The sequence below is a fragment of the Streptomyces sp. NPDC056452 genome (assembly GCF_042796085.1).
Classification (GTDB): Bacteria; Actinomycetota; Actinomycetes; order Streptomycetales; family Streptomycetaceae; genus Streptomyces.
On record NZ_JBHTRI010000001.1, the window covers coordinates 401,349 to 423,587 of the forward strand.

Below are 22,239 nucleotides of genomic sequence, written 5' to 3' on the forward strand. Positions count from 1 at the left end.
GTCCGTGCGTGCGCCTGCCTGGTGGTGCGGCCAACAGGATAAGTTCCCGCTCCCCACGGATATTCCTTCGGCTCCAGGCTGTCGCACATGGCGATCGAAACCCCAACCACCGCACCCGTCGGCACCGCTGACCCCGTGAACCCCGCACCGGCCCGGCTCTCGGGCCGGGCCCGTCTTGTGCTCTTCGTGCTGTGCGCCGCCCAGTTCATGGTGGCGCTCGACTTCTCCGTACTGAATGTGGCACTGCCCGTCCTCGGCAAGGATCTGGGGCTCAGCACGTCGGGGCTCCAGTGGGCCGTCACCGCGTTCGCCCTGCCGTCCGGCGGCTTCCTGCTGCTCTTCGGCCGGATCGCCGACCTCTACGGCAGGCGCAGGCTGTTCCTCACCGGCCTCGCCCTGTTCGGGGCGTCCTCACTCCTGGCGACGCTGGCCTGGGACCCCGCGTCGTTCCTCGCGGGACGTGCGCTGCAGGGACTCGGCGCGGCCGTGATCGTGCCGACCGGGATGTCGCTGCTGACCACGACGTTCCCGGAGGGGCCGCTGCGGGACCGGGCCCTGGGCATCAGCGGCACGCTGCTCTCGCTGGGCTTCACCGTCGGCATGGTGGCGGGCGGTGTGCTCACCGACACGCTCGGCTGGCGCTCCACCATGGGTCTCCTGGCCCTCGCCTCGGTGACCGTGCTCGTGCTGGCGCCGAAGGTGCTCGCCGAATCGCGTACACCGGACCGGCCGAAGCTGGACGTGCCGGGTGCCGTGACCGTCACCGGCGGTCTGCTCGCGCTGATCTACTCGCTGTCGACGGCGGCCCAGCGCGGCTTCGGCGACGCGGACGTCCTCGTCACGCTCGTCGTGGGGGTGGCGCTCCTGGCGGCCTTCGGGATCGTCGAGTCCCGTTCGGCGGCCCCGCTGGTCTCTCTTCCGATGCTGCGCCGCCGCACGGTGGCGTTCGGCAACCTGGGGGGTCTGGCGACCTTCTCGATGATGAGCACCGTCGTCTTCGTCCTGACCCTGTACCTCCAGGAGGTGCTGGGGCTCTCCGCCTTCGGGACGGGGCTGGTCTTCGGCGTGCAGGGCATCGCCTCGGTGGCGGCGGGGATGTACGCGTCGCGGGTCATCGGCCGCTTCGGCGCCCGCCCGACCCTGGTCGTCTCGCTCCTCGGTCAGGGCCTGTTCATCGGGGCGCTGCTCGCTCTGGGCGAGGACTCGGGTGTCCTGCTCGCGACGGTGGCCGTCTCGCTGGCCAGCATGTTCCACCTGGGCGCGATCATCTCGTACGGGGTGACGGTGACGTCCGGTGTCCCCGACGAGGAGCAGGGCCTGGCGACCGGTCTGGTCACCACGACCCAGCAGGTGGGGATCACGGTGGGCATCCCGCTGCTGGGCGTGCTCGCCACGACGCAGGGCACGCTGTTCGGCGGCGTGCGGCTGGTGGTGGCGGCCGCAGCGGTGATCCTGGTGGCGGCGGGCCTGGCGGCGGGCGCCGGTCTGCGGCGGGCGGGCTGAGCGCCGCCCTACGGCCGGTCCAGCCTGAGGCGTTCCGCCTTGGGGAGGCCGGCCACCACCAGGTCGTAACTGTCCTCGATGAGCTCCCGGACCATCCGGCCCGGGAGCCCGGAGACCGTCACCGTGTTCCAGTGCCGCTTGTTCATGTGCCAGCCGGGCACGATCGCGGCGTGGTCCTCCCGGAGGCGTACCGCGTCGTCCGGGTCGCACTTGAGGTTGACCGTCAGCGGCCGGGCGTCCAGCGCGCTGAGGGCGAACATCTTCCCGAGGACCTTGAAGACCGAGGTCTCGGGGCCGAAGGGAAATTCCTCGGCACTCGCGTTGAACTCCAGGCAGAACGCCCGCAACTCCTGGGGAGTCATCCCGATTCCGTTCCCTCCGGTTCCACCAGCACGGTGACGATCTTGTTCCGGCGGCCCGCCGGGGACTCCGCGGTGAGCCGGAGCCTGCGGCCGTCGGGGAGGTCGACCGCCGAGGAGGCTCCGGCGATCGGGACCCGCCCGAGCGCCTTCGCCAGCAGGCCGCCGACCGTCTCCACATCCTCGTCGTCGTATTCGTCGAGGCCGAAGAGGTCCCCGAGGTCGCCGATGTCGAGGCGCGCGGTCACCCGGTAGCAGCCGTTCTCCAGCTCCTGGACCGGCGGGAGTTCGCGGTCGTACTCGTCGGTGATCTCGCCGACGATCTCCTCGAGGATGTCCTCGATGGTGACGATGCCCGCCGTGCCGCCGTACTCGTCGATGACGACCGCGACGTGGCTGCGGTCCTGCTGCATCTCGCGCAGCAGGTCACCGGCGTTCTTCGTGTCGGGTACGAACGCTGCGGGGCGCATCGCCGTGGAGACCAGGTCGGACTCCGCGTCCCTGTTGATGTGCGTCTTGCGGACCAGGTCCTTGAGGTAGACGACGCCGACGATGTCGTCCTCGTTCTCCCCGGTGACCGGGATCCGCGAGAAGCCGGAGCGCAGGGCGAGGGTCAGCGCCTGGCGGACCGTCTTGTAGCGCTCTATGCAGACCAGGTCGGTGCGGGGCACCATCACCTCGCGCACGAGGGTGTCGCCGAGCTCGAAGACCGAGTGCACCATGCGGCGTTCCTCGTCCTCGATGAGCGACTCCTGCTCGGCGAGGTCGACCATCGCGCGCAGCTCGGCCTCGCTGGCGAAGGGGCCCTTGCGGAAGCCCTTGCCCGGGGTCAGCGCGTTGCCGATGAGGATCAGCAGCTGCGGGATCGGGCCCATGATCCTGGCCAGCGGCAGCAGGACGTACGCCGCTGCCGTGGCCGTGTTCAGCGGGTGCTGGCGGCCGATGGTGCGCGGCGAGACCCCGATGGCGACGTAACTGACGAGGACCATCACGCCCATGGCGACGGCCAGCGCCTCCCAGGTCTCCGGGAACTCGCTCAGGCAGGCGTACGTGACGAGCACCCCGGCCGACATCTCGCAGGCGACCCGCACGAGCAGCGCCACGTTGAGATAGCGGGTGGGGTCGGCGGCGACCTGCGACAGCTTGTCGCTGCCGCGCCGGCCGGCCCGGACGGCGCCCGCTGCCCGGAAGCTCGACGTCCGGGCTATCCCGGCCTCGGCACAGGCCGCCAGCCAGCCGACGACGAGCAGCAGGACGACGCCCGTGACGAGGGGGACGCTCACGAGACGGTGGGGGCGGGCGACGGCCCGGTCAGCCCGCGCTCACCGCGCCAGCCGTCGACGATCGCCGCCTGCAGGCCGAACATCTCGGCCTTCTCGTTCTGCTCCTCGTGGTCGTATCCGAGGAGGTGCAGCACTCCGTGGACGGTGAGGAGCTGCAGTTCCTCGTCCATGGAGTGCCCGGTGTCCGCCTCTTCGCCCTGCTTCTTCGCGACCTCGGGGCAGAGCACGATGTCACCGAGGAGCCCCTGCGGGGGCTCCTCGTCGTCCTTGGCCGGCGGACGGAGCTCGTCCATCGGGAAGGACATGACATCCGTCGGTCCCGGGAGGTCCATCCACTGGATGTGGAGCTGCTCCATGGCCGCGGTGTCGACCACGATCACCGAGAGTTCGGACAGCGGGTGGATCCGCATCCGGGCGAGCGCGTAGCGGGCGATGTCGAGGATCGCCTGCTCGTCGACCTCGGTTCCGGACTCGTTGTTGACGTCGATCGACATGGTGCGGTGCGACTACTTCCCGTTGCGGCCGTCTCGGCCCTCTGCGTTGTCGTACTTCTCGTACGCGTCGACGATACGGCCGACCAGCTTGTGCCGGACGACATCCTGCGACGTGAGCCGGGAGAAGTGCACGTCCGGGACACCCTCCAGGATCTCCTGCACCTGGCGCAGACCGCTCTTCGTCCCGGTCGGGAGGTCGACCTGGGTGACGTCACCCGTGACGACGATCTTCGAGTCGAAGCCCAGCCGGGTCAGGAACATCTTCATCTGCTCGGCGCTGGTGTTCTGCGCCTCGTCGAGGATGATGAACGCGTCGTTGAGCGTACGGCCGCGCATGTACGCCAGAGGCGCCACCTCGATCGTGCCCGCCGCCATCAGCCGCGGGATCGAGTCGGGGTCGAGCATGTCGTGCAGTGCGTCGTACAGCGGGCGCAGATACGGGTCGATCTTGTCGAACAGCGTGCCCGGCAGGAAGCCGAGCCGCTCGCCCGCCTCGACGGCCGGCCTGGTCAGGATGATCCGGCTGACCTGCTTGGACTGCAGGGCCTGGACCGCCTTGGCCATCGCGAGATAGGTCTTGCCGGTGCCTGCCGGGCCGATACCGAAGACGATGGTGTGCTTGTCGATGGCGTCGACGTACCGCTTCTGGTTGAGCGTCTTGGGGCGGATCGTGCGGCCACGGCTGGAGAGGATGTTCTGGGTGAGCACCTCGGCGGGGGTCTCCACACCGTCCCCGTTGCCGTTCCCGCTCGCCCTGAGCATGGCGATCGAGCGTTCCACAGCGTCCTCCGTCATCGGCAGCCCGGTGCGGAGCACCAGCACCATCTCGTCGAACAGGCGCTGGATCAGAGCGACGTCCGCCGCGCTTCCAGTCGCGCTTATCTCATTGCCCCGGACATGGATGTCGGCAGCCGGGAACGCCGTTTCGATCACGCGCAGCAGCGAGTCACCCGATCCCAGGAGCATCACCATGGGGTGTGCGGCCGGAATCCTGATCTGGGCACGCGCCTGCGGCTGTGTAGGTGACTGAGTCATGGGCCGGCCCTCGGGCCTGCACATACCTCCCGTTGCAGGGCAGTCGCTGCTCGACGGCCTCTGGAGTACCAGCGTACGACTCCGTACTGACAACACCGAGAGGTTTTACCGCGCGATCATCAGCCCTTCACTGCCGGAAGCCGATGGTCGGGACGGCACGGCGCAGCGGCCACGCCCGGCTGGCGGCGGGCAGCAGCTCCTGGAGGAACGCGTACCGCTCCAGGGCCGCCGGGTCCTGGTCGGCGCAGGCGCGCACCTGCTGCCACCATGCGGCGATCTCCGCCCAGCCGGGCGCGGACAGCGATCCGCCGAACTCCTGCACCGAGAGGGCGGCGGTCAGTCCGGCGAAGGCGAGGCGGTCGGCGAGGGGCCAGCCGGCCAGGGTGCCGGTGACGAACCCGGCGACGAACACATCGCCCGCCCCGGTGGGGTCCAGGGCCTCCACCTCGATGGCGGGCACCTCCGCGGCGGTGCCGCTCTCCCGGTCCACCGCGTACGCCCCTTCCGCGCCCAGGGTGACCACGGCGAGGGGTACCCGCTCGGTCAGGGCGTGTGCGGCCGCCCGCGGGCAGTCGGTGCGGGTGTAGCGCATGGCCTCCTCGGCGTTGGGCAGGAAGGCCAGGCAGTGCCGCAGGTCGGGGAGGGCGTCCAGGTCCCAGCGGCCCGTCTCGTCCCAGCCGACGTCGGCGAAGACCAGAGCGCCGTTACGGGCCGCCCCGGCCACCCACGGCTCGCTGCGGCCGGGGGTGAGCGAGGCGATGGCCGCGCGGGCGCGCGGCGGGCAGTGCGGGAACGTCCGGCCGGGTACGGGGGTGTCGGGGGCCGGCGCCTCGTGGCCGTGGGAGACCATCGTGCGCTCGCCCTCGTACGCCATGGAGACGGTGACCGGTGAGTGCCAGCCGGGAACCGTGCGCGACATCGACAGGTCGATGTGTTCGCCCTGTTCGAGGGCGTCCCAGCAGTACTCCCCGTAGTGGTCGTCGCCGAACGCGGCGGCCAGTGAGGTGCGCAGCCCGAGCCTGGCGAGCGCGGTGGCCATGTTGGCGACACCGCCGGGGCTGGAGCCCATCCCCCTGGCCCAGGACTCGGTACCGCGCACCGGTGCGCTGTCCAGGCCGGTGAAGATGATGTCCAGGAAGACCGTGCCCGTCAGGAAGACGTCGCAGGGCGGGTCCTGCGGGGCGCGCAGCCCGAGCAGCGGGTCGATGCCTGGATTACCTGTGCTCACCGTGCGCTCCCCGGCCGTGGCAGATCTGAACAGTGCGAGATCCGGCCAGTTTGCCCGATCCGCTCCCGCAGTCCGGGAGTCCGCGCCGTCTTGCACATACCGACCCTGACCTGCATAAACATGCGCTGCTACCCGGTCAAGAAGTGAATAAACCCGAAAGTGACCCAGATCACATCGTGACGACTTTCCGTCCGCTGTGCGCGCTTGATACAAATTGGCCCGCGAGCACCGTTCACGACAGTTGACGACGAGTGTCGCATCTCCCGCTTTTTATCGCTTTGCCCTCCCCTGCGCCACTCCTCGCATTGCCCTCCCCTGCCTTCTTCTGCCTCCTCTGGCATGTCTTCAGGAACGCCCATGTCCTCGCGCCCTCGCGCCGCGTGGCCCCTGGTCGCCGTGTTCACCGCCGGTTACCTCGCCGCCTATCTGCTCCCCACCATCGTCGGCCGCCTCAGCGCCTATCTGGGGCTGAGCTCCGCCCAGGCCGGACTGGTCGGCAGCGCCCTCCTGCTGAGCTCGGCCTCCGCCGGTTTCACCCTGGCGGGTCGCGTCGACAGATACGGGGCACGGAGACCGGCGCGCATCGGGCTCGTGCTGGCCGTGCTGGGCTACGGCTGCGCGGCACTGACGGGCTCCGTGCCGCTCGTGGTCGCGGGCGTCGTCGTCGGCGGCTTCGGATCGGGCGCGGCGACCGCGGTCGCCGCGTCCGGCATCGCCGCCCAGCGCGATCCGCACCGGACCTCGTCCCTGGGGCTGCTCAGTGTCTCGGCGACGGCCGGTGCGCTCTACCTGACGATCCCTCACCTCGGCGGCGGGCACCGGCTCCCCTTCGCCTCGATCGCCCTGGTCGCGCTCCTCGTCTGGCCCGCCACCTCCAGGCTGGGCGGCTCCGTGCCCGCGGGCGGCGGCGCCCAGGCCTCCGGACGGCTGCCGCACCGGCGCTCGGGTCTCGTGCTCGCGGGCGGAATGCTCGTCTGGTCCATGGCGCAGAACGCGCTGTGGGGCGTGAGCAGCCGGATCGGTGTCGTCCAGGTCGGGCTCTCCGAGGTGACCGTCGGCGCGGTGTTCGCCGCCGCGCTGGGAGCCGGACTGCTCGGTGTCATGGGCGCCGGGATGCTGGGGGCCCGGCTCGGCCGCGCCGTGCCGATCGGCCTCGGGACGATGATCATCGCTGCGAGCATCGTGCTCAGCTCGTCGGCCCAGGACCTCGGGTCCTTCGCCACCGGCGAGATCATGTGGAACACCTTCTACCCGGTGGTCCTGTCGTATCTGATCGGTCTGGCCGCCTCGCTCGACGTGCGCGGCCGCTGGGCGGTCCTCGCGGGCTCGGCGTCGTCCGTCGGTGTGGCCTGCGGGCCCGTCCTCGGCAGTGTGCTCTCCGAGGAGGCCGGCTACGCGGTGATGGGCCTGATCCTGGGGGCGGCCACGCTGCTGGTCGCGGCCCCCGTCACCGCTGTCGCGCTGCACACCGGCGGGCGCCCGCTGGTACCGGGTTCGGTACGGCGCAGGGGCGGCGCCCCGGCCGCGCTCCTCGCCGCGACGACCGGCAGCCTGTCCGGCGCGGTGCCCAAGCTGGGCGCGCCGGAGCAGGCCGTCACGGAGATCAGCGTTCCCGCCCTGCGCCGGAGGCGGCTGGTCAGGAGCGCGTTCCGGACGGCCGGCCCCGCGGGCGGGTCCGGTCAGTCGAACGCGTACGCCTCGACCTCGCAGAGGTAGCGCGCCCTGCGCTCCTCGTCGTGGTCGAGGAAGGCCGCCTCGAAGGAGTTGCGGGCCAGCGTGCGCAGCTGCTCGCGGTCCAGGCCGAGCGCCTCGTGGACGGCGCGGAAGGTGTCTCCGACGTATCCGCCGAAGTAGGCGGGGTCGTCGGAGTTCACCGTGCAGAGCAGCCCGGCGGCCATCATGGCCGGCAGCGGGTGGTCCTCCAGGGTGTCGACGGCGCGCAGCCTGACGTTGGACAGCGGGCAGAGCGTGAGCGGGATCCGCTCGGAGACCAGCCGGTCCACCAGCTCCGGGTCCTCCATGCAGCGCAGCCCGTGGTCGATGCGCTCGACGCCCAGGACGTCCAGGGCCTCGCGGATGTACTCCGGCGGGCCTTCCTCGCCGGCGTGGGCGACCTTGCGCAGGCCGAGGGCCGTGGCCGCCGCGTACACCTCGCGGAACTTCGCGGGCGGGTGGCCGGCCTCCGCGGAGTCGAGTCCGACGGCGCTGATGCGGTGGAGGTACGGCTTGGCGGCCTCCAGGGTCTCCAGCGCCGATTCCGCGGACAGGTCGCGCAGGAAGCACATGATCAGCTGGGTGGAGATGCCGTGCGTCTCCTCGCTGCGCTCCAGCGCCCTGCCGAGCCCTTCGATGACGGTGCCGATCGGGACACCGCGGTCGGTGTGGGCCTGCGGGTCGAAGAAGATCTCCGCGTGGCGGACACCCTGGGCGGCGGCGCGGGCGAGGTAGGCGTCGGCCAGTTCGGCGAAGTCGTCCTCGGTGCGCAGCACCGCCATGAGCGCGTAGTAGAGGTCGAGGAAGCTCTGCAGGTCCTCGAAGAGGTAGGCGGTGCGCAGCTCTTCGGTGTCCGCGAAGGGCAGGTCCACCCCGTTGCGTGCGGCGAGCGCGAAGGCCAGCTCGGGTTCGAGGGTCCCTTCGATGTGGAGGTGGAGTTCGGCTTTGGGGAGGTGCACAGTGTTCTCGTTACTGGTGGCGGGTGGGTACGGGGACCCTGATCAGGTCCTGGGCGATGGTCAGTTCACCTTCGAAGCCGGCTGCCCTGGCCTGGTGCTCGAAGGCCTCGGAGTCGTTGTAGCGCTGCGAGAAGTGGGTCAGCACGAGGTGCCGTACGCCTGCTTCCTGCGCAGCCCGGCCGGCCTGTCCGGCGGTGAGGTGGCCGTGGTCGGCGGCGAGGCGGCTGTCCTCGTCGAGGAAGGTCGACTCGATGACCAGCATGTCGCAGCCCTCGGCGAGGGCGTGCACGCCGTCGCAGAGCCGCGTGTCCATGATGAACGCGAACCGCTGGCCGCGCCGCTGCTCGGAGACCTCGTCGAGCGGGATGCCGCGCAGGACGCCGTCGCGCTGGATCCGTCCGACGTCCGGCCCGCCGATGCCGTGCTCGGCGAGCTTCCCGGGCAGCATGCGCCGCCCGTCGGGTTCGGTCAGGCGGTAGCCGTAGGACTCGACCGGGTGCGAGAGCCGGTGGCTGTCCAGCGTGTACGCGTCCGTGGTCGCGAGGACCCCGTCGGCGGCGACCGGTACCTCGGTGAGTTCGACGGACTGGCGGTAGGCGGTCGCGTACCGCAGCCGGTCGAAGAAGTGCTGTCCGCTCGCCGGGAAGTGGGCAGTGACGGGGTGCGGGACCTGGTCCAGGTTGATCCGCTGGATCACCCCGGCCAGGCCCAGCGAGTGGTCGCCGTGGAAGTGCGTCACGCAGATCCGGTTGATGTCGTGCGCGGCGACGCCGGCCCGCAGCATCTGGCGCTGGGTGCCCTCGCCCGGATCGAAGAGGATGCCCTCGCCGTCCCAGCGCAGCAGGTAGCCGTTGTGGTTGCGGTGACGCGTCGGGACCTGGCTTGCGGTGCCGAGGACCACGAGCTCTCGTACGGACACGGTGTGCGGCTCCTAGGGCCTCTCGTTCGGATCATGCCGGGCACGCGGGGCCCTGCACGCGCGAAGGACCCTAGCCGGGGGGCCACTGCATCCCGCGTCCGCCCAGGACGTGGGCGTGCGCGTGGAAGACGGTCTGTCCCGCACCGGCACCTGTGTTGAGCACGATGCGGTAGCCGGTCTCGGCGATCTTCTCGTCGGCGGCGACCAGCCCGGCCTCGCGCAGCACGTCCGCGGCGATCCCCGGCTCGGCCGCGGCGAGCGCGGCGGCGTCCGGGTAGTGCGCCTTGGGGATGACCAGAACGTGCGTGGGGGCCTGGGGGTTTATGTCACGGAAGGCGACGGTCGTGTCGCTCTCACGGATGATGGTCGCCGGGATGTCCCCCGTAACGATCTTGCAGAACAGGCAGTCGGTCTGCGGCTCTCCCGCCATGGCCCGGCCTCCTCGGTCGCTTGGTGATCGTGATCGGTACACCGGCATGCTATCCGTCCGGACCTGTCGGACGGCCGGAGCTCAGCTCCAGCGCCCGGTGCGTCCCATCAGCAGGGCGGCAGCGGCCGTCCCGGCGGTCGAGGTACGCAGCACGCTGGGCCCGAGCCGGTACGGCGGCGCTCCCGCGGCGGCGAAGGCGGCGAGCTCCTCGGGGGAGACTCCGCCCTCCGGCCCCACGACGAGCACGATCGAGCCGCCGGCGGGGAGTTGCGCGGTGGCGAGCGGCTCGCTGCCGCTCTCCCGGTCCTCGTGCAGGACCCCCGCGAAGTCCGCGCCGGCCAGCAGCGCGGCGACCTGCTTGGTCGTCATCACCTCGGCGACCTCGGGGAACAGCACCCGACGGGACTGCTTCCCCGCCTCCCTGGCCGTGTTGCGCCACTTGGCCAGGGACTTGAGGCCGCGCTCGCCCTTCCACTGCGTGATGCAGCGCGAGGCCTGCCACGGCACGATCGCGTCGACTCCCGTCTCCGTCATCGTCTCGACGGCGACCTCACCGCGGTCGCCCTTGGGGAGTGCCTGGACGACGGTGATGCGGGGCGCGGGTGCGGGCTCCTCGTGCACCGTGGCGAGGTCCGTGACGACGAGCCGGTCCTTGCCCTCGGCCGCCCGCACGACGCCTTCCGCCCAGCGGCCGCGCCCGTCGGTCAGGACGACGTCCTCCCCGGCGTGCAACCGCTTCACGGACACGGCGTGCCGTCCCTCGGACCCTTCCAGGACGAACTCCGGCCCGCTGGGCATGTGTTCGACAACGAAGACCGGTGCCGTCACTGTGCACCCCTCCCACTCACTGCCGCCCATGCGGCGTCCGTCTCGGTGGCGAGCAGTTCCACGAGTTCACCGGCAGGCAGCTCGCGTGCCATCCGGTGGCCCTGGCCCGCCCACAGGGCCATGCCCTGGGCGTCGCCTGCCTTGGCGGCGGCCTTGCGCAGCCCGCTGGTCAGGTGGTGCACCTGCGGGTAGGCGGCGGGGGCGTAGGGGCCGTGCTCCCGGACGAAACGGTTGGCCAGCCCCCGTGCGGGGCGGCCGGAGAACGCCCGGGTGAGAGCCGTCGTGACGAACAGCGGGTTGGTCAGGGCCTGTTTGTGCAGCAGGTGCGCCCCCGACTCGGGGCAGGCCAGGAACGCCGTGCCGAGCTGCGCCGCGTCGGCGCCGGCGGCGAGCACCGCCGCGATCTGGGAGCCGCGCATCAGCCCGCCGGCCGCGACGATCGGCAGCTGTACGGTCTCGCGGACCTGGGCGACCAGGGAGAGCAGTCCGGTGCCGGTGAGACCCGCCTGCGCGTCGTCATGGTGCGTGGACTGGTGGCCGCCCGCCTCGACGCCCTGCACGCAGACGGCGTCGGCACCCGCCCACTGCGCGTTCCGCGCCTCCTGCGGGGAGGTGACCGTCACGACGGTGAACGTGCCTGCGCCGGCGAACGCGTCGAGGGTTTCGCGGGCGGGGCAGCCGAACGTGAAGGAGACGACGGGTACCGGATCCTCCAGCAGTATCGCGACCTTGGCCTCGTAGCCGTCGTCGCCGCTGGAGTCCGGGTCGCCGAGCGGAGTCCCGTACCAGGCGGCCTCACCCGCGAGCTGGTGGCGGTACACCTCGACGGCGCTCGGGTCGGCGAGTGCCGCCTGCGGCATGAAGAGGTTGACGCCGAACGGCTGTCCGGTCAGCCCCCGCAGCTGTTTGATCTCGTTGTACATCCCGTCCGCCGTCTTGTAGCCGGCGGCGAGGAAGCCGAGCCCCCCGGCCTCGGCGACGGCCCCGACGAGCTGCGGACAGGAGACGCCGCCCGCCATCGGGGCCTGCACGATCGGATACCGGCAGAGATCGGTCAGCGCCAAGGACATGACGGCATCGTGCCACGTCCCGTGCGGCGTGCCGAATCAGCCTTTTCCAGCCGGGCGTACGGGCTGCCGCCGAACGCCGCACCGCCCGCCGGAGAACCGGCGGGCGGTGCGGGTGACGCTCGGAATCCGGCTCAGCGGCCGTTGAAGGCGTCCTTCAGCCGGGAGAACAGCCCCTGCTGCCCTGGCTGGAACTGGCCGGTGGGCCGCTCCTCGCCGCGCAGCTTCGACAGCTCCCGCAGGAGGCGCTCCTGCTCGGGGTCCATCTTCGTCGGGGTCATGACCTCGACGTGCACGATCAGGTCGCCGCGCCCGCCACCGCGCAGATGCGTGATGCCGCGCCCGTGCAGCGGAACCGACTGGCCGGACTGGGTGCCCGGCCTGATGTCGATCTCCTCCAGGCCGTCCAGTGTCTCCAGCGGCACCTGGGTGCCGAGCGCCGCGGCCGTCATCGGGATGGTGACCGTGCAGTGCAGGTCGTCGCCGCGCCGCTGGAACACCGCGTGCGACAGCTCGTGGATCTCGACGTACAGATCGCCGGCCGGACCGCCGCCGGGGCCGACCTCTCCCTCGCCCGCGAGCTGGATCCGAGTGCCGTTGTCGACACCTGCCGGGATCTTCACGGTGAGGGTGCGCCGCGAGCGGATGCGGCCGTCACCGGCGCACTCGGGGCACGGCGTCGGCACGACCGTGCCGAAGCCCTGGCACTGGGGGCAGGGCCGCGAGGTCATGACCTGGCCGAGGAAGGACCGGGTGACCTGGGAGACCTCGCCACGGCCGCGGCACATGTCACAGGTCTGGGCGGAGGTGCCGGGTGCTGCGCCCTCACCACTGCAGGTCGTACAGACGACCGCCGTGTCGACCTGGATGTCCTTGGTCGTGCCGAAGGCCGCCTCGGAGAGGTCGATCTCCAGCCGGATCATCGCGTCCTGGCCGCGCCGGGTGCGCGAACGGGGTCCGCGCTGCGACGCCGTGCCGAAGAACGCGTCCATGATGTCGGAGAAGTTGCCGAAGCCGCCCTGTCCGAATCCGCCCGCGCCACCGCCTCCGGAGGCGGACAGCGGGTCGCCGCCGAGGTCGTAGACCTGCTTCTTCTGCGGGTCCGACAGCACCTCGTAAGCGGCGTTGATCTCCTTGAACCGCTCCTGGGTCTTCGGATCCGGGTTGACATCCGGGTGCAGCTCGCGGGCGAGCCTGCGGAATGCCTTCTTGATCTCGTCCTGAGATGCGTCGCGGCGCACGCCGAGTACGGCGTAGTAGTCCGTGGCCACTTACGACTCCGCCAGGATCTGTCCGACGTAACGTGCCACTGCGCGTACCGCTCCCATCGTTCCGGGGTAGTCCATGCGGGTCGGTCCGACCACGCCGAGTTTGGCGACTGCCTCGTCGCCCGAACCGTAGCCGACCGCGACGACGGACGTGGAGTTGAGGCCCTCGTGGGCGTTCTCGTGCCCGATACGTACGGTCATGCCCGAGTCCTTGGCCTCACCGAGCAGCTTCAGCAGCACGACCTGTTCCTCCAATGCCTCCAGCACCGGCCGGATCATTACGGGGAAGTCGTGCCCGAAGCGGGTGAGGTTGGAGGTGCCGCCGATCATCAGCCGCTCCTCCGTCTCTTCGACCAGAGTCTCGAGAAGAACGGAGAGCACCGTCGAGACGGTCCCCCTGTCCTCGTTCTCGAAGGACTCCGGCAGGTCCTGCACCAGTTGCGGGACGTCCGCGAAGCGGCGTCCGACGACCCGGCTGTTGAGCCGGGCCCGCAGATCGGCGAGAGAGGTCTCACCGAACGGAGCAGGACAGTCGATCATACGCTGTTCGACCCGGCCGGTGTCCGTGATCAGTACGAGCATCAGCCGGGCGGGGGCGAGCGACAGCAGTTCGACGTGCCGCACCGTCGAGCGGGTCAGCGAGGGGTACTGCACGACGGCGACCTGCCGGGTCAGCTGCGCGAGCAGCCGCACCGTACGGCCCACGACGTCGTCGAGGTCGACCGCGCCGGCGAGGAAGTTCTGAATGGCCCGGCGCTCCGGCGACGACAGGGGCTTGACGCCCGCGAGCTTGTCGACGAAGAGCCGGTATCCCTTGTCCGTCGGGATACGCCCCGCACTCGTGTGCGGCTGGGCGATGAAGCCCTCGTCCTCCAGCACCGCCATGTCGTTGCGGACGGTTGCCGGGGAGACCCCGAGCTTGTGCCGCTCCGTGAGCGCCTTGGAGCCGACGGGCTCCTCGGTGCCGACATAGTCCTGGACGATGGCGCGCAGCACTTCGAGTCTGCGTTCGCTGAGCATCGCGCACACCTCCAGCTGTGGTTCTTCGGTGTCTGCCTGGCACTCTGTGCTTTCGAGTGCCAGCAATCCCCCCGGTCAGTGTACGGGGGCAGGGTGGGCGGAGGGCAAGGGCGACCGGCCACGCCGCCGCGGGACTGTGCAGGTCGTTGCCGATAGCGTCGTTGCATGGACGCCTCTTGGGAAGAGTACGGCTGGGAGCGGTTGGGCAACGTTGCGGGGCGCCGCCGCCTTCCCGTCTGGGACGCGACGGCCGCGCTGGTGGCCGGGACCGAGGGCGCGCTGCTCTACGACACCGGCTCGACGCTCCGGGAGGGCGCCGAGCTGCGGACCCGGGCGGAGGGGGTGCTCGGCCGGAGGGTGACGCATATCGCACTGAGCCACCCCCACTTCGACCATGTGCTCGGCACCGCGGCCTTCGCCGGGGCGGAGGTCTACGGGGCGGTCGGCACGAGGGACTTGCTGGGGCGCTGCGCGGAGGAGCTTCGCGCGGACGCGGTGCGTCACGGGGTGCCCGAGCACGACGCCACCGTGGCGACGGACGTCCTGGTGGCCCCCCGGCACGAGGTGAGCGGTGAGCGGACGCTCGACCTGGGCGGCGGCCTCCAGGTGCTGCTGGCCAACGTGGGGCCCGGCCACAGCGGCCACGACCTCGCGGTGCTGGTGCCCGGATCTCCCGTGGTGGTGCTCTGCGGCGACCTGGTCGAGGAGTCCGGCGAACCGCAGGCCGGCCCCGACGCGGTCCCGGCCCGCTGGCCTGCCGCGCTGGACCGGCTGCTGTCCCTGGGCGGCGAGGAGGCGCTGTACGTACCGGGGCACGGGGCCGTCGTGGACGCCGCGTTCGTACGGGCGCAGCGCGATCGTCTGGCCGCCCGGTTCGGCGTGTCCTGAGGGGCCGGCGATCTATCGTCGTGCCATGCGCAGCTACCAGCCGGACCTGACCCCGCCGTGGAAGCGGTCCGCTCCCGTCCCCGAGGTCCCCGCCGAGCCCGATCTGGTCGTGGAGGAGGTGGCCACCGGTTTCTGCGGTGCGGTGATCCGGTGCGAGAAGACGTCCCAGGGGCCGACGGTCACTCTGGAGGACCGCTTCGGCAAGCACCGGGTGTTCCCGATGGGGCCGCGCGGCTTCCTGCTGGAGGGCCGGGTCGTCACCCTCGTACGCCCGGCGGCCCCGGGGCCGGCCGGGCAGGCCCGTACGGCGTCCGGCTCGGTAGCGGTCCCCGGGGCGCGGGCGCGGGTGGCGCGGGCCGGCCGGATCTATGTGGAGGGCCGGCACGATGCCGAGCTGGTCGAGCGGGTCTGGGGGGACGACCTGCGCATCGAGGGCGTGGTCGTGGAGTACCTGGAGGGCATCGACGACCTCCCCGCGATCGTGCGCGGGTTCGCCCCGGGCCCCGATGCCCGGCTCGGCGTCCTGGTCGACCATCTGGTGCCGGGCTCCAAGGAGTCCCGTATCGCCGCGGAGGTCACCGACGGGAACGTGCTGGTCGTGGGGCACCCGTACATCGATGTCTGGGAGGCGGTGAAGCCGTCGTCCGTGGGGATCCCGGGGTGGCCGGTCGTGCCGCGGGGCCAGGACTGGAAGACGGGCGTCTGCCGTTCGCTGGGGTGGCCGGAGAACACGGGCGCCGCCTGGCAGCACATTCTTTCCAAGGTGCGCTCCTACAAGGACCTGGAACCACAACTTCTGGGCCGTGTCGAGGAATTGATCGACTTCGTCACCCTTCCTGCCTGATGTCCCGGGGCCGTTGAAGAGGATCCGGTACCGATCCCCATGAATGCCTGCGCCACACACGCACCATCGGTTATTGAGAGGTGAGGGGCCCGCCGGTTCGGTGATGCCGGCCGGGCCCAGCAGGCAAAAGGGGAAGGCCGGGGGCGGATGGCGCGCGAAGTGTGGCGGGACAGTGCGGAGAACGAGGCGGCCTCCGCTGTCTTCCACCTGATGCAGCAGCTGATCGACCAGTACCGGGTCAACCGCCCGGTGATGCCCCTCGTGGTCGCGCAGGCCGAGGACGCCGGTGCGGGACCCGACATCGACAGCAGGGTCGAACAGATCGTCCGGCAGGTCCACCGGGCGAACCAGCTGCGCCGCGTCCCCGTGAAGCTGCTGGACGGCCACGGCGCCACCCCGTACGAGGCGGCGCTGTCCATGGTGCACGCGCTGACCGAGCGGCCCTGGGAGACCCGGGGCACCTCGCAGTACAAGCCCTTCGCCTTTCCCCGCTCCCGTCTCCTGGACGCCATCGAGCAGGCCACCGCGACGGTCCTCGAACGGCAGCCCGAACGGGTCCCCGCCCGCAGTGACCGCGACGAACGGATCCTGGAGCAGCTGGGCAGCCTGCGCTGGCGGGCGAGCCGGTCGGGGCGGAACAACTGGTGGGACTCGCTGCGCGCGTCGATCCGCCCGGAGACCTTCCTCGGCGCCGTCTTCATCGCCGTACTGAGTGTGCTGCTCGGCGAGATCGGCTGGCTGCTGACCGCCCTGGTCGCCGCCGCCGCCCTGCTCGGCCTGGCGGTCGTGCGGCTGGTGACCACGGCGGCGCCACCGCTGCTGTGGCTGCGCCGGGCCAGCCGGTGGCTGGCGACCACCTCCTCGCTGGCCGCGTCCAGCACCGCGTATCCGTCCGACGGCTGGTCGTGGTTCTCGCCGAGCCGATCGTGGCGGGTGATCCGGGCCAGGGCCGCCGCTGTCGCCGAGCGGGTGGCCGACGCGGGGGCGGGTGTCGAGCACGCGCGCCAGTTCCATCTGGAGCTGCGGGTCCAGGCACTGCTGGAGGACCTGCTCGACAGCTACCGGCCACACGCCCCGGACTGGCGGCGAGGCAAGCGCACCGTCCCGCCGGTGGTGTTCCTTCCGACGGCCACCCATGACAACGGCGGCGTCCTGCTGATCAACGCGATCAACAACGTCCGCTCCCGGCGCAGCGAGGTGGACCCTCTGCTGCTCCTGGCCTCCCTGCCGGCCGCGCAGATCATGCGGCACACCCCGCCGCTGCCCCACGAGCCCGCCGCGAACAGCGGCGCCGCCAGGTCGGGGGCCCGCGCACGGTACGAGAGCTGGGTCGACGACCTGAGCGTGGGCCAGGCTCCCGCGGCGGCCGTGACACTGGCCTGGGTGCTGCGGCTGCCCCTGTCCACCGGCCAGCTGACCCACGAGCACGCCCACGCCCAGCTGGTCACCGAGCGCGTGCGCCGGACCTGGGCGTGGTGGGTGATGTCGCGGACGACCGTCGCCCTCGTCCTGGTCGGCGCGCTGCTGGGGGCCTTCCTGTGGAGCGAGCACTGGAAGGAGACGTACTGCTACGGCCCGCTCGTCGGCCGCAACACGGACGCGGTCAGACTGCCGGGTCCCGAGGGCGCCAAGGAGTGCATCGGGGTGGCGACAGCTCCCGAGGTGCTCTTCGCCGAGGGCAACGGCCTGGAGCTGAGCGGTGTGGGCGAGGGCGTCACCTTCGAGCGGATCGAGCGGGCGATACGGGACCAGAACGCCGACATAAAGCCCGGCGAGCCGCACGTCACCATCGTCTACGCGGGCCCTCTCACCGGCACGGACAGGAACAAGGAGGACACCCGCAAGGGCCTGGAGGAGCTGACCGGGGTCTTTCTCCACCAGCGGTTCGTCAACGAAACGGCCGACCGTTCCGTCAAGCTCCGGGTCCTGACGGCCAACGGCGGCCAGGACATGCTGCGGCAGACGACCGCCGCCCGGAAGATCGTCGAGGTCGCCCGGCGGGACCGTTCCGTCGTCGGCGTGGTCGGCCTGGGCCGCAACACCACCGAGAGCGCGGCGGCCACCGGGCTGCTGCAGCGCGCCGGCCTGCCTGTGGTGAACACCACCAACTCCGACAGTGATCTGGCCCGCGAGTACCCGAACTACTTCGGCCTCGCCGCGACCGACGAGGAGCAGGCGGACGCGCTCGGCCTGCTCGCCGGCCAGCTGGCGGACAAGCTGCGGGATCCGCAGGCCGTCGTCCTGTCCCGAAGGGTGGGCAACGAGGACAAGGACCGCTACACGACCGAGCAGCGCAGGGTGGGCAAGGAGATGCTGGAGGCGTCCGGCTTCACGCTCCCGGCGGACAGCGACGACGACGGCACCCAGTACTCCCTCTCCAAGGACGGCGGCTCCGCGAACCTCGACGGCCCCCTGCAGCGCATCTGCGGCGGGGACCGGGTCCCCGACGCCCTGTACTTCGCCGGCCGGGTCGAGGACGTCAACACCCTGATGTCCGGCCTCGGGCAGACCAGCGGCTGCTCGGAGAAGGCCATCACGGTCTTCACCGGGGACGACCTGACCAAGGCGCGCTTCGACGACGCGACGAAGCTCGCGGAGAAGGTGACGCTCTACTACGGCTCGCTGGCACCCATGAGCCGGGGCGGCGGCCGGACGTTCTACGAGGACTCCCGCAGGTCCCTCGAATCGCTGCTCCCCGAGGGGAAGCGGCTGGGACCGCTGCCGAAGGGACGCCCGCCGTACGAGGACAAGCTGTACGCCAGCGGCCAGACCGTCATCTCCTACCAGGCGACAGCGGCCCTCTACGCCGCCGCGGCCCGCAGCGACAGTCCGCGGAGCGCGGCGGAGACGTGGGCGACGCTCTACTCGGTCGCCCTCCACGACATGCCGACCGGGACCGTCACCTTCCGCGGGACGATTCCGTACGCCGCCCAGAAGGTGCACGGCCTGAACATCGTGAAGGTCACGCGTCCGGGGCCGGATGCCGAGATCCGCATCGTGTGCGGCCGGGCAGCCGGTGACCCGGTGGTCCTCACCCGCAAGGACTGCCGGGTGAGGTGACCGGGGGCGCGGGGCTCAGTCCACCAGGTCCCGCACCACGGCGTCCGCCAGCAGGCGCCCCCGCAGCGTGAGGACCGCCCGGCCCTCCCGGTACGGGGCGGGCTCCAGCAGCCCGTCCGTGACGGCCCGGCCGGCCGCGGCGAGCCCGGCGGGCGCCAGCAGGGACAGCGGGCATCCCTCGACGAGCCTCAGCTCGAGCAGGATGCGCTCGACCCGCCGGTCCTCGTCGGCCAGGACCTCGCGCCCGGCACCGGGCGAGCGGCCCTCGGCCAGGGCCTGCGCGTACGCCCCGGGATGCTTGACGTTCCACCAGCGCACCCCGCCCACATGGCTGTGCGCTCCGGGTCCGGCGCCCCACCAGTCGGCGCCGCGCCAGTACAGCTCGTTGTGCAGGCAGCGGCCCTCGGGCGTCCTGGACCAGTTCGACACCTCGTACCAGGAGAAGCCCGCCGCGGCCATCGCCTCGTCGGCGATCAGGTAGCGGTCGGCGTGGGCGTCGTCGTCGGTCATCGGGATCTCGCCGCGCTTGATCCGGCGGGCCAGCTGGGTGCCCTCCTCGACGATCAGCGCATAGGCCGACACATGGTCGGGGCCCGCGCCGATCGCCGCGTCGAGGGACGCCCGCCAGTCGTCGTCGGACTCCCCCGGGGTGCCGTAGATGAGGTCGAGGTTCACGTGCTCGAAGCCGGCCTCGCGCGCCTCGGCGACACAGGCCTCGGGCCTGCCGGGCGTGTGGGTGCGGTCCAGGATCTTCAGGACGTGCTGCCGGGCGCTCTGCATCCCGAAGGAGACGCGGTTGAAGCCGCCTTCCCGGAGCGCCGTCAGATACGCCGGATCGACGGACTCCGGATTGGCCTCCGTGGTGATCTCGGCGTCGTCCGCGAGCCCGAACTCCTCACGGATCGCCCCCAGCATCCGGACGAGGTCCGCGGCGGGCAGCAGGGTGGGCGTACCACCGCCGACGAAGACCGTACGGACCGGGCGGGGGTCGTCGCCGAGCACCTTGCGGGCCTGGCGCACCTCCTCGATCAGGTGCGCCGCGTAGTTGTCCCGGGAGGCCAGTGCCCCTCCGGAGCCGCGCAGCTCGGTCGCGGTGTAGGTGTTGAAGTCGCAGTAGCCGCAGCGGGTGGCGCAGTAGGGCACATGCAGGTAGAAGCCGAGCGGCCGGTCGGCGGCGCCTTCCAGGGCATGACGGGGCAGGGCTCCGTCGTCGGGCACGGGCTCACCATCGGGCAGTACGGAAGGCATACCGTCCATTGTCGCTCGCCGCCGGACCTTCCCCGTCCACGCTCCTTCTCAGCCGACCTGGAGGACGAGCAGGGCCAGGTCGTCGTCGGGCGGACGCTCGGCGAAGGCGTGGACGGCGTGCTTTATCCGGTCGGCGATCCCGTCGGCCGACAGTCCGGCGCAGTCGGCCAGGGCGTGGGCGAGCCCGTCGCCGTCGTCGAACATCAGCCGCCCGGAACGCCTCTCGGTCACCCCGTCGGTGACGCAGAGGAGGCTGTCACCCGGTTCCAGGTCGAAGCTCTGGCTCTCGTACGCCACATCCTCGACGACCCCGAGCAGGACCTGCGACTCGGCCGCCGTGGTGACGGATCCGTCCGGGCGGAGCAGCAGCGGGAGGGGATGGCCGGCGCTGGCCACGGTGCAGCGCACGCCGCCGTCCGGGAGGGGCACGATGTCGCCGTACAGCAGGGAGAGGAAGCGGGACTGGGTGCCGTCCTGGATCTGCTGCCCGCCCGCCGCCGCGACCATCAGGGCGGCCGCCTCGGCCGCCTCCATGGCGTCGTCGAGGAGGAGCCGGTTGAGCCGGTCGAGGACCTCGCCGACGCGGAAGCCCTCCCTGGACAGCAGCCGCAGCCAGGGCCGGGCGAGACCCGTGACGACGGCGGCCTCGGGGCCGCTGCCCTGCACGTCCCCGAGTACGAAGCACCAGCGGCCGCCGGGGCAGGGGAAGAGGTCGTAGAAGTCGCCGCCGACGACGCCGTCGTCACTGGGCTCGTAGACCAGCGCGCTGGTGACACCGGGTATCTCCGCGACCTTGCTGGGCAGCAGGCCGCGCTGCAGGATGCGGCTGATGGTGGCCTGCCGGGTGTAGGCGCGGGCGGCGCCCACGGCGAGGCCGACGCGGCGTACGAAGTCAGCGATGAGCGCGGCGACCTCGTCGGGTACCTGCGCGACGCCCTTCCGGCCCACGAGTACGGCGCCGAGCGTGCGGCCGCCCGCGGTGATGCGGTGGGCGAGCGCGGCCCCGCCCTCCCCCGCCGGGTCGCCGGGCCACGGGATGGGTACGGGGCCGGTGCCGACGCTGCCGGATAACCGCAGGGGCTCCTTCTCCAGCAACGGGCGCAGGAGCTCGGTCCCGCCCTCGTCGCTGTGCCAGACCCCGGCGAGCCGTGGGACGGCCGTGTGGCCGCCGCCCTCGCTCTCCAGCCAGATCGCGCACCAGTCGGCGAGCCTGGGCACCATGAGCTGCCCCGCCGTCGACGCCACGAGGTCCTCGTCGAGCTGGCCCGCGAGCAGGTCGGAGGCCTCGGCGAGGAAGGAGAGCGCACCGCGTCCGGCCCAGCTCGCGTCGTCGCGTTCGGCCCGCCGGGACGCGGGGGCGAGGATCTCTCCGGCGCGCAGCTGCCGGCGGCGGGCGGCGCCCTCGGACGACGAGGGCTCGGGCAGCGCCTCCCAGTCGTCGGCGGTCAGCCGCGCCCAGACGGTCTTGATGCCGGTGCGGTAGGTGATGCCCCAGGACTCGGCGAGGGTGGCGACCAGCTGCAGTCCCCTCCCGTACTCGGACGGATCGGGCCGCTCGGTCTCGCCGTCGCGCACCGAGCGGGCGGGATGGTGGTCGGTGATCTCCAGCACCAGGCCGGCCGGCTCGGCCCCGACGGCGTCCTCCAGCCTGAAGAGCAGCTCGACCGCCGTACCGGCGTGCACGACCGCGTTGGTGACGAGCTCGTTGGCCACGGTCACGGCGTCGTCGGTGACCCGGTCGCTGAATCCCCCGGCGGCCGGCAGCCCGAGCGACGTCCAGTCGGCGAGCGCGGCACGGACGAACCTGCGGGCCGCCGAGGGGGCCAGCGGGATTCCGGGCAGGCTGGTACGGGCAACCATGCGGGGGTCGCCGCCCTGACCGGCGACGACGGTACCGGGACGGTGGACTATGTCCCGCTGCAAGGGAATGGGCCCCACGGTGCGGCTCCTGACAGTTCTCGCGATACACCGCTGACGTGTACGACAGAGTGACAGACCGACCGTGTCCATAAGCACCGAGTGACCGAAGTGGGCTGTGCGGAACAGAAACAGGCTGGACAGCGGGACGGGGGAGCCGTCACCCACCGGCCCCG

Annotated in this window: 19 protein-coding genes; 5 read left to right on the forward strand and 14 right to left on the reverse strand. The window is 71.6% G+C overall.

Translation table 11 applies throughout. The features are described from left to right. The first annotated feature begins 87 nt into the window (after nt 1–87). Nucleotides 88–1,503, forward strand: a complete 1,416-nt coding sequence (locus ACFQ6X_RS01850) for an MFS transporter (protein WP_383174350.1) — start codon at nt 88–90, stop codon at nt 1,501–1,503. An 8-nt stretch (nt 1,504–1,511) separates the two neighbouring features. Here the strand turns inward: ACFQ6X_RS01850 and ACFQ6X_RS01855 are convergent, their stop codons facing one another. The 5 genes from ACFQ6X_RS01855 to ACFQ6X_RS01875 form a co-directional block, all read right to left on the reverse strand. Then, nucleotides 1,512–1,865, reverse strand: coding sequence for an MmcQ/YjbR family DNA-binding protein (locus ACFQ6X_RS01855; RefSeq protein WP_383174352.1), 354 nt, complete (start codon nt 1,863–1,865; stop codon nt 1,512–1,514). Then, nucleotides 1,862–3,145, reverse strand: a complete 1,284-nt coding sequence (locus tag ACFQ6X_RS01860; RefSeq protein WP_383174355.1) for a hemolysin family protein — start codon at nt 3,143–3,145, stop codon at nt 1,862–1,864. Before ACFQ6X_RS01860 ends, ACFQ6X_RS01855 begins: the two co-directional genes overlap by 4 nt. Continuing rightward, nucleotides 3,142–3,639, reverse strand: a complete 498-nt coding sequence (gene ybeY / locus ACFQ6X_RS01865; protein ID WP_383174358.1) for an rRNA maturation RNase YbeY — start codon at nt 3,637–3,639, stop codon at nt 3,142–3,144. The genes ACFQ6X_RS01860 and ybeY overlap by 4 nt, the downstream gene beginning before the upstream one ends. Nucleotides 3,640–3,651: 12 nt before the next feature. Then, nucleotides 3,652–4,674, reverse strand: a complete 1,023-nt coding sequence (locus ACFQ6X_RS01870; protein ID WP_356414735.1) for a PhoH family protein — start codon at nt 4,672–4,674, stop codon at nt 3,652–3,654. A 127-nt stretch (nt 4,675–4,801) separates the two neighbouring features. Then, nucleotides 4,802–5,902: a carbohydrate kinase family protein gene (locus ACFQ6X_RS01875; protein WP_383174362.1), complete on the reverse strand. Its 1,101-nt coding sequence runs from the start codon at nt 5,900–5,902 to the stop codon at nt 4,802–4,804. A 357-nt stretch (nt 5,903–6,259) separates the two neighbouring features. Here ACFQ6X_RS01875 and ACFQ6X_RS01880 point away from each other — a divergent pair, with 357 nt between their 5' ends. Then, a complete protein-coding gene (locus ACFQ6X_RS01880) occupies nt 6,260–7,618 on the forward strand; it encodes an MFS transporter (protein ID WP_383174365.1) in 1,359 nt (452 codons plus the stop codon). On the opposite strand, the gene ACFQ6X_RS01885 is transcribed toward ACFQ6X_RS01880, so the two are convergent. From ACFQ6X_RS01885 to hrcA, 7 genes are all read right to left on the reverse strand, one after another. Further along, complete coding sequence (locus ACFQ6X_RS01885; RefSeq protein ID WP_383174368.1) at nt 7,582–8,574, reverse strand: adenosine deaminase; 993 nt, start codon at nt 8,572–8,574, stop codon at nt 7,582–7,584. The genes ACFQ6X_RS01880 and ACFQ6X_RS01885 overlap by 37 nt on opposite strands. A 10-nt stretch (nt 8,575–8,584) precedes the next feature. Further along, nucleotides 8,585–9,493: a ribonuclease Z gene (locus tag ACFQ6X_RS01890; protein WP_383174370.1), complete on the reverse strand. Its 909-nt coding sequence runs from the start codon at nt 9,491–9,493 to the stop codon at nt 8,585–8,587. Between the two features lie 70 nt (nt 9,494–9,563). Then, entirely contained in the window at nt 9,564–9,923 is a 360-nt protein-coding gene (locus tag ACFQ6X_RS01895; protein ID WP_383174373.1) for a histidine triad nucleotide-binding protein, read from the reverse strand. Nucleotides 9,924–10,004: 81 nt separating this feature from the next. Beyond that, on the reverse strand, nt 10,005–10,751 hold the full coding sequence (locus tag ACFQ6X_RS01900) for a 16S rRNA (uracil(1498)-N(3))-methyltransferase (RefSeq protein ID WP_383174376.1): 747 nt from the start codon (nt 10,749–10,751) through the stop codon (nt 10,005–10,007). Next, entirely contained in the window at nt 10,748–11,821 is a 1,074-nt protein-coding gene (locus tag ACFQ6X_RS01905; RefSeq protein ID WP_383174379.1) for a nitronate monooxygenase, read from the reverse strand. Before ACFQ6X_RS01905 ends, ACFQ6X_RS01900 begins: the two co-directional genes overlap by 4 nt. 131 nt (nt 11,822–11,952) lie before the next feature. Then, a complete protein-coding gene (dnaJ, locus tag ACFQ6X_RS01910; protein WP_329211207.1) occupies nt 11,953–13,089 on the reverse strand; it encodes a molecular chaperone DnaJ in 1,137 nt (378 codons plus the stop codon). Continuing rightward, complete coding sequence (hrcA, locus tag ACFQ6X_RS01915) at nt 13,090–14,106, reverse strand: heat-inducible transcriptional repressor HrcA (protein ID WP_351173319.1); 1,017 nt, start codon at nt 14,104–14,106, stop codon at nt 13,090–13,092. Between the two features lie 165 nt (nt 14,107–14,271). Between hrcA and ACFQ6X_RS01920 the strand changes: the two genes are divergently transcribed. The 3 genes from ACFQ6X_RS01920 to ACFQ6X_RS01930 all read left to right on the forward strand — a co-directional run bounded on the left by ACFQ6X_RS01920 (nt 14,272) and on the right by ACFQ6X_RS01930 (nt 18,898). Beyond that, nucleotides 14,272–14,994 (forward strand): MBL fold metallo-hydrolase, encoded by a 723-nt coding sequence (locus ACFQ6X_RS01920; protein ID WP_383174383.1) that lies wholly within the window; start codon nt 14,272–14,274, stop codon nt 14,992–14,994. A gap of 25 nt (nt 14,995–15,019) precedes the next feature. After that, a complete protein-coding gene (locus ACFQ6X_RS01925) occupies nt 15,020–15,838 on the forward strand; it encodes a DUF3097 domain-containing protein (RefSeq protein ID WP_383174386.1) in 819 nt (272 codons plus the stop codon). Between the two features lie 147 nt (nt 15,839–15,985). After that, nucleotides 15,986–18,898 (forward strand): hypothetical protein, encoded by a 2,913-nt coding sequence (locus ACFQ6X_RS01930; RefSeq protein WP_383174389.1) that lies wholly within the window; start codon nt 15,986–15,988, stop codon nt 18,896–18,898. A 15-nt stretch (nt 18,899–18,913) separates the two neighbouring features. Here ACFQ6X_RS01930 and hemW read toward each other — a convergent pair whose 3' ends face one another. Both hemW and ACFQ6X_RS01940 read right to left on the reverse strand, forming a co-directional pair. Continuing rightward, nucleotides 18,914–20,155 (reverse strand): radical SAM family heme chaperone HemW, encoded by a 1,242-nt coding sequence (hemW, locus tag ACFQ6X_RS01935; protein ID WP_329211197.1) that lies wholly within the window; start codon nt 20,153–20,155, stop codon nt 18,914–18,916. 39 nt (nt 20,156–20,194) lie between these two features. After that, a complete protein-coding gene (locus ACFQ6X_RS01940; protein WP_383174392.1) occupies nt 20,195–22,084 on the reverse strand; it encodes a SpoIIE family protein phosphatase in 1,890 nt (629 codons plus the stop codon). Nucleotides 22,085–22,239 lie beyond the last annotated feature (155 nt).

What these genes read in the sequence shown, in the direction of transcription:
- ACFQ6X_RS01850 (WP_383174350.1), top strand. Translation starts at nt 88, where the DNA reads ATGGCGATCGAAACCCCAACCACCGCACCCGTCGGCACCGCTGACCCC.
- ACFQ6X_RS01855 (WP_383174352.1), bottom strand. Translation starts at nt 1,865, where the DNA reads ATGACTCCCCAGGAGTTGCGGGCGTTCTGCCTGGAGTTCAACGCGAGT.
- ybeY (WP_383174358.1), bottom strand. Translation starts at nt 3,639, where the DNA reads ATGTCGATCGACGTCAACAACGAGTCCGGAACCGAGGTCGACGAGCAG.
- ACFQ6X_RS01870 (WP_356414735.1), bottom strand. Translation starts at nt 4,674, where the DNA reads ATGACTCAGTCACCTACACAGCCGCAGGCGCGTGCCCAGATCAGGATT.
- ACFQ6X_RS01880 (WP_383174365.1), top strand. Translation starts at nt 6,260, where the DNA reads ATGTCCTCGCGCCCTCGCGCCGCGTGGCCCCTGGTCGCCGTGTTCACC.
- ACFQ6X_RS01895 (WP_383174373.1), bottom strand. Translation starts at nt 9,923, where the DNA reads ATGGCGGGAGAGCCGCAGACCGACTGCCTGTTCTGCAAGATCGTTACG.
- ACFQ6X_RS01905 (WP_383174379.1), bottom strand. Translation starts at nt 11,821, where the DNA reads ATGTCCTTGGCGCTGACCGATCTCTGCCGGTATCCGATCGTGCAGGCC.
- hrcA (WP_351173319.1), bottom strand. Translation starts at nt 14,106, where the DNA reads ATGCTCAGCGAACGCAGACTCGAAGTGCTGCGCGCCATCGTCCAGGAC.
- ACFQ6X_RS01920 (WP_383174383.1), top strand. Translation starts at nt 14,272, where the DNA reads ATGGACGCCTCTTGGGAAGAGTACGGCTGGGAGCGGTTGGGCAACGTT.
- ACFQ6X_RS01925 (WP_383174386.1), top strand. Translation starts at nt 15,020, where the DNA reads ATGCGCAGCTACCAGCCGGACCTGACCCCGCCGTGGAAGCGGTCCGCT.
- ACFQ6X_RS01930 (WP_383174389.1), top strand. Translation starts at nt 15,986, where the DNA reads ATGGCGCGCGAAGTGTGGCGGGACAGTGCGGAGAACGAGGCGGCCTCC.
- hemW (WP_329211197.1), bottom strand. Translation starts at nt 20,155, where the DNA reads ATGGACGGTATGCCTTCCGTACTGCCCGATGGTGAGCCCGTGCCCGAC.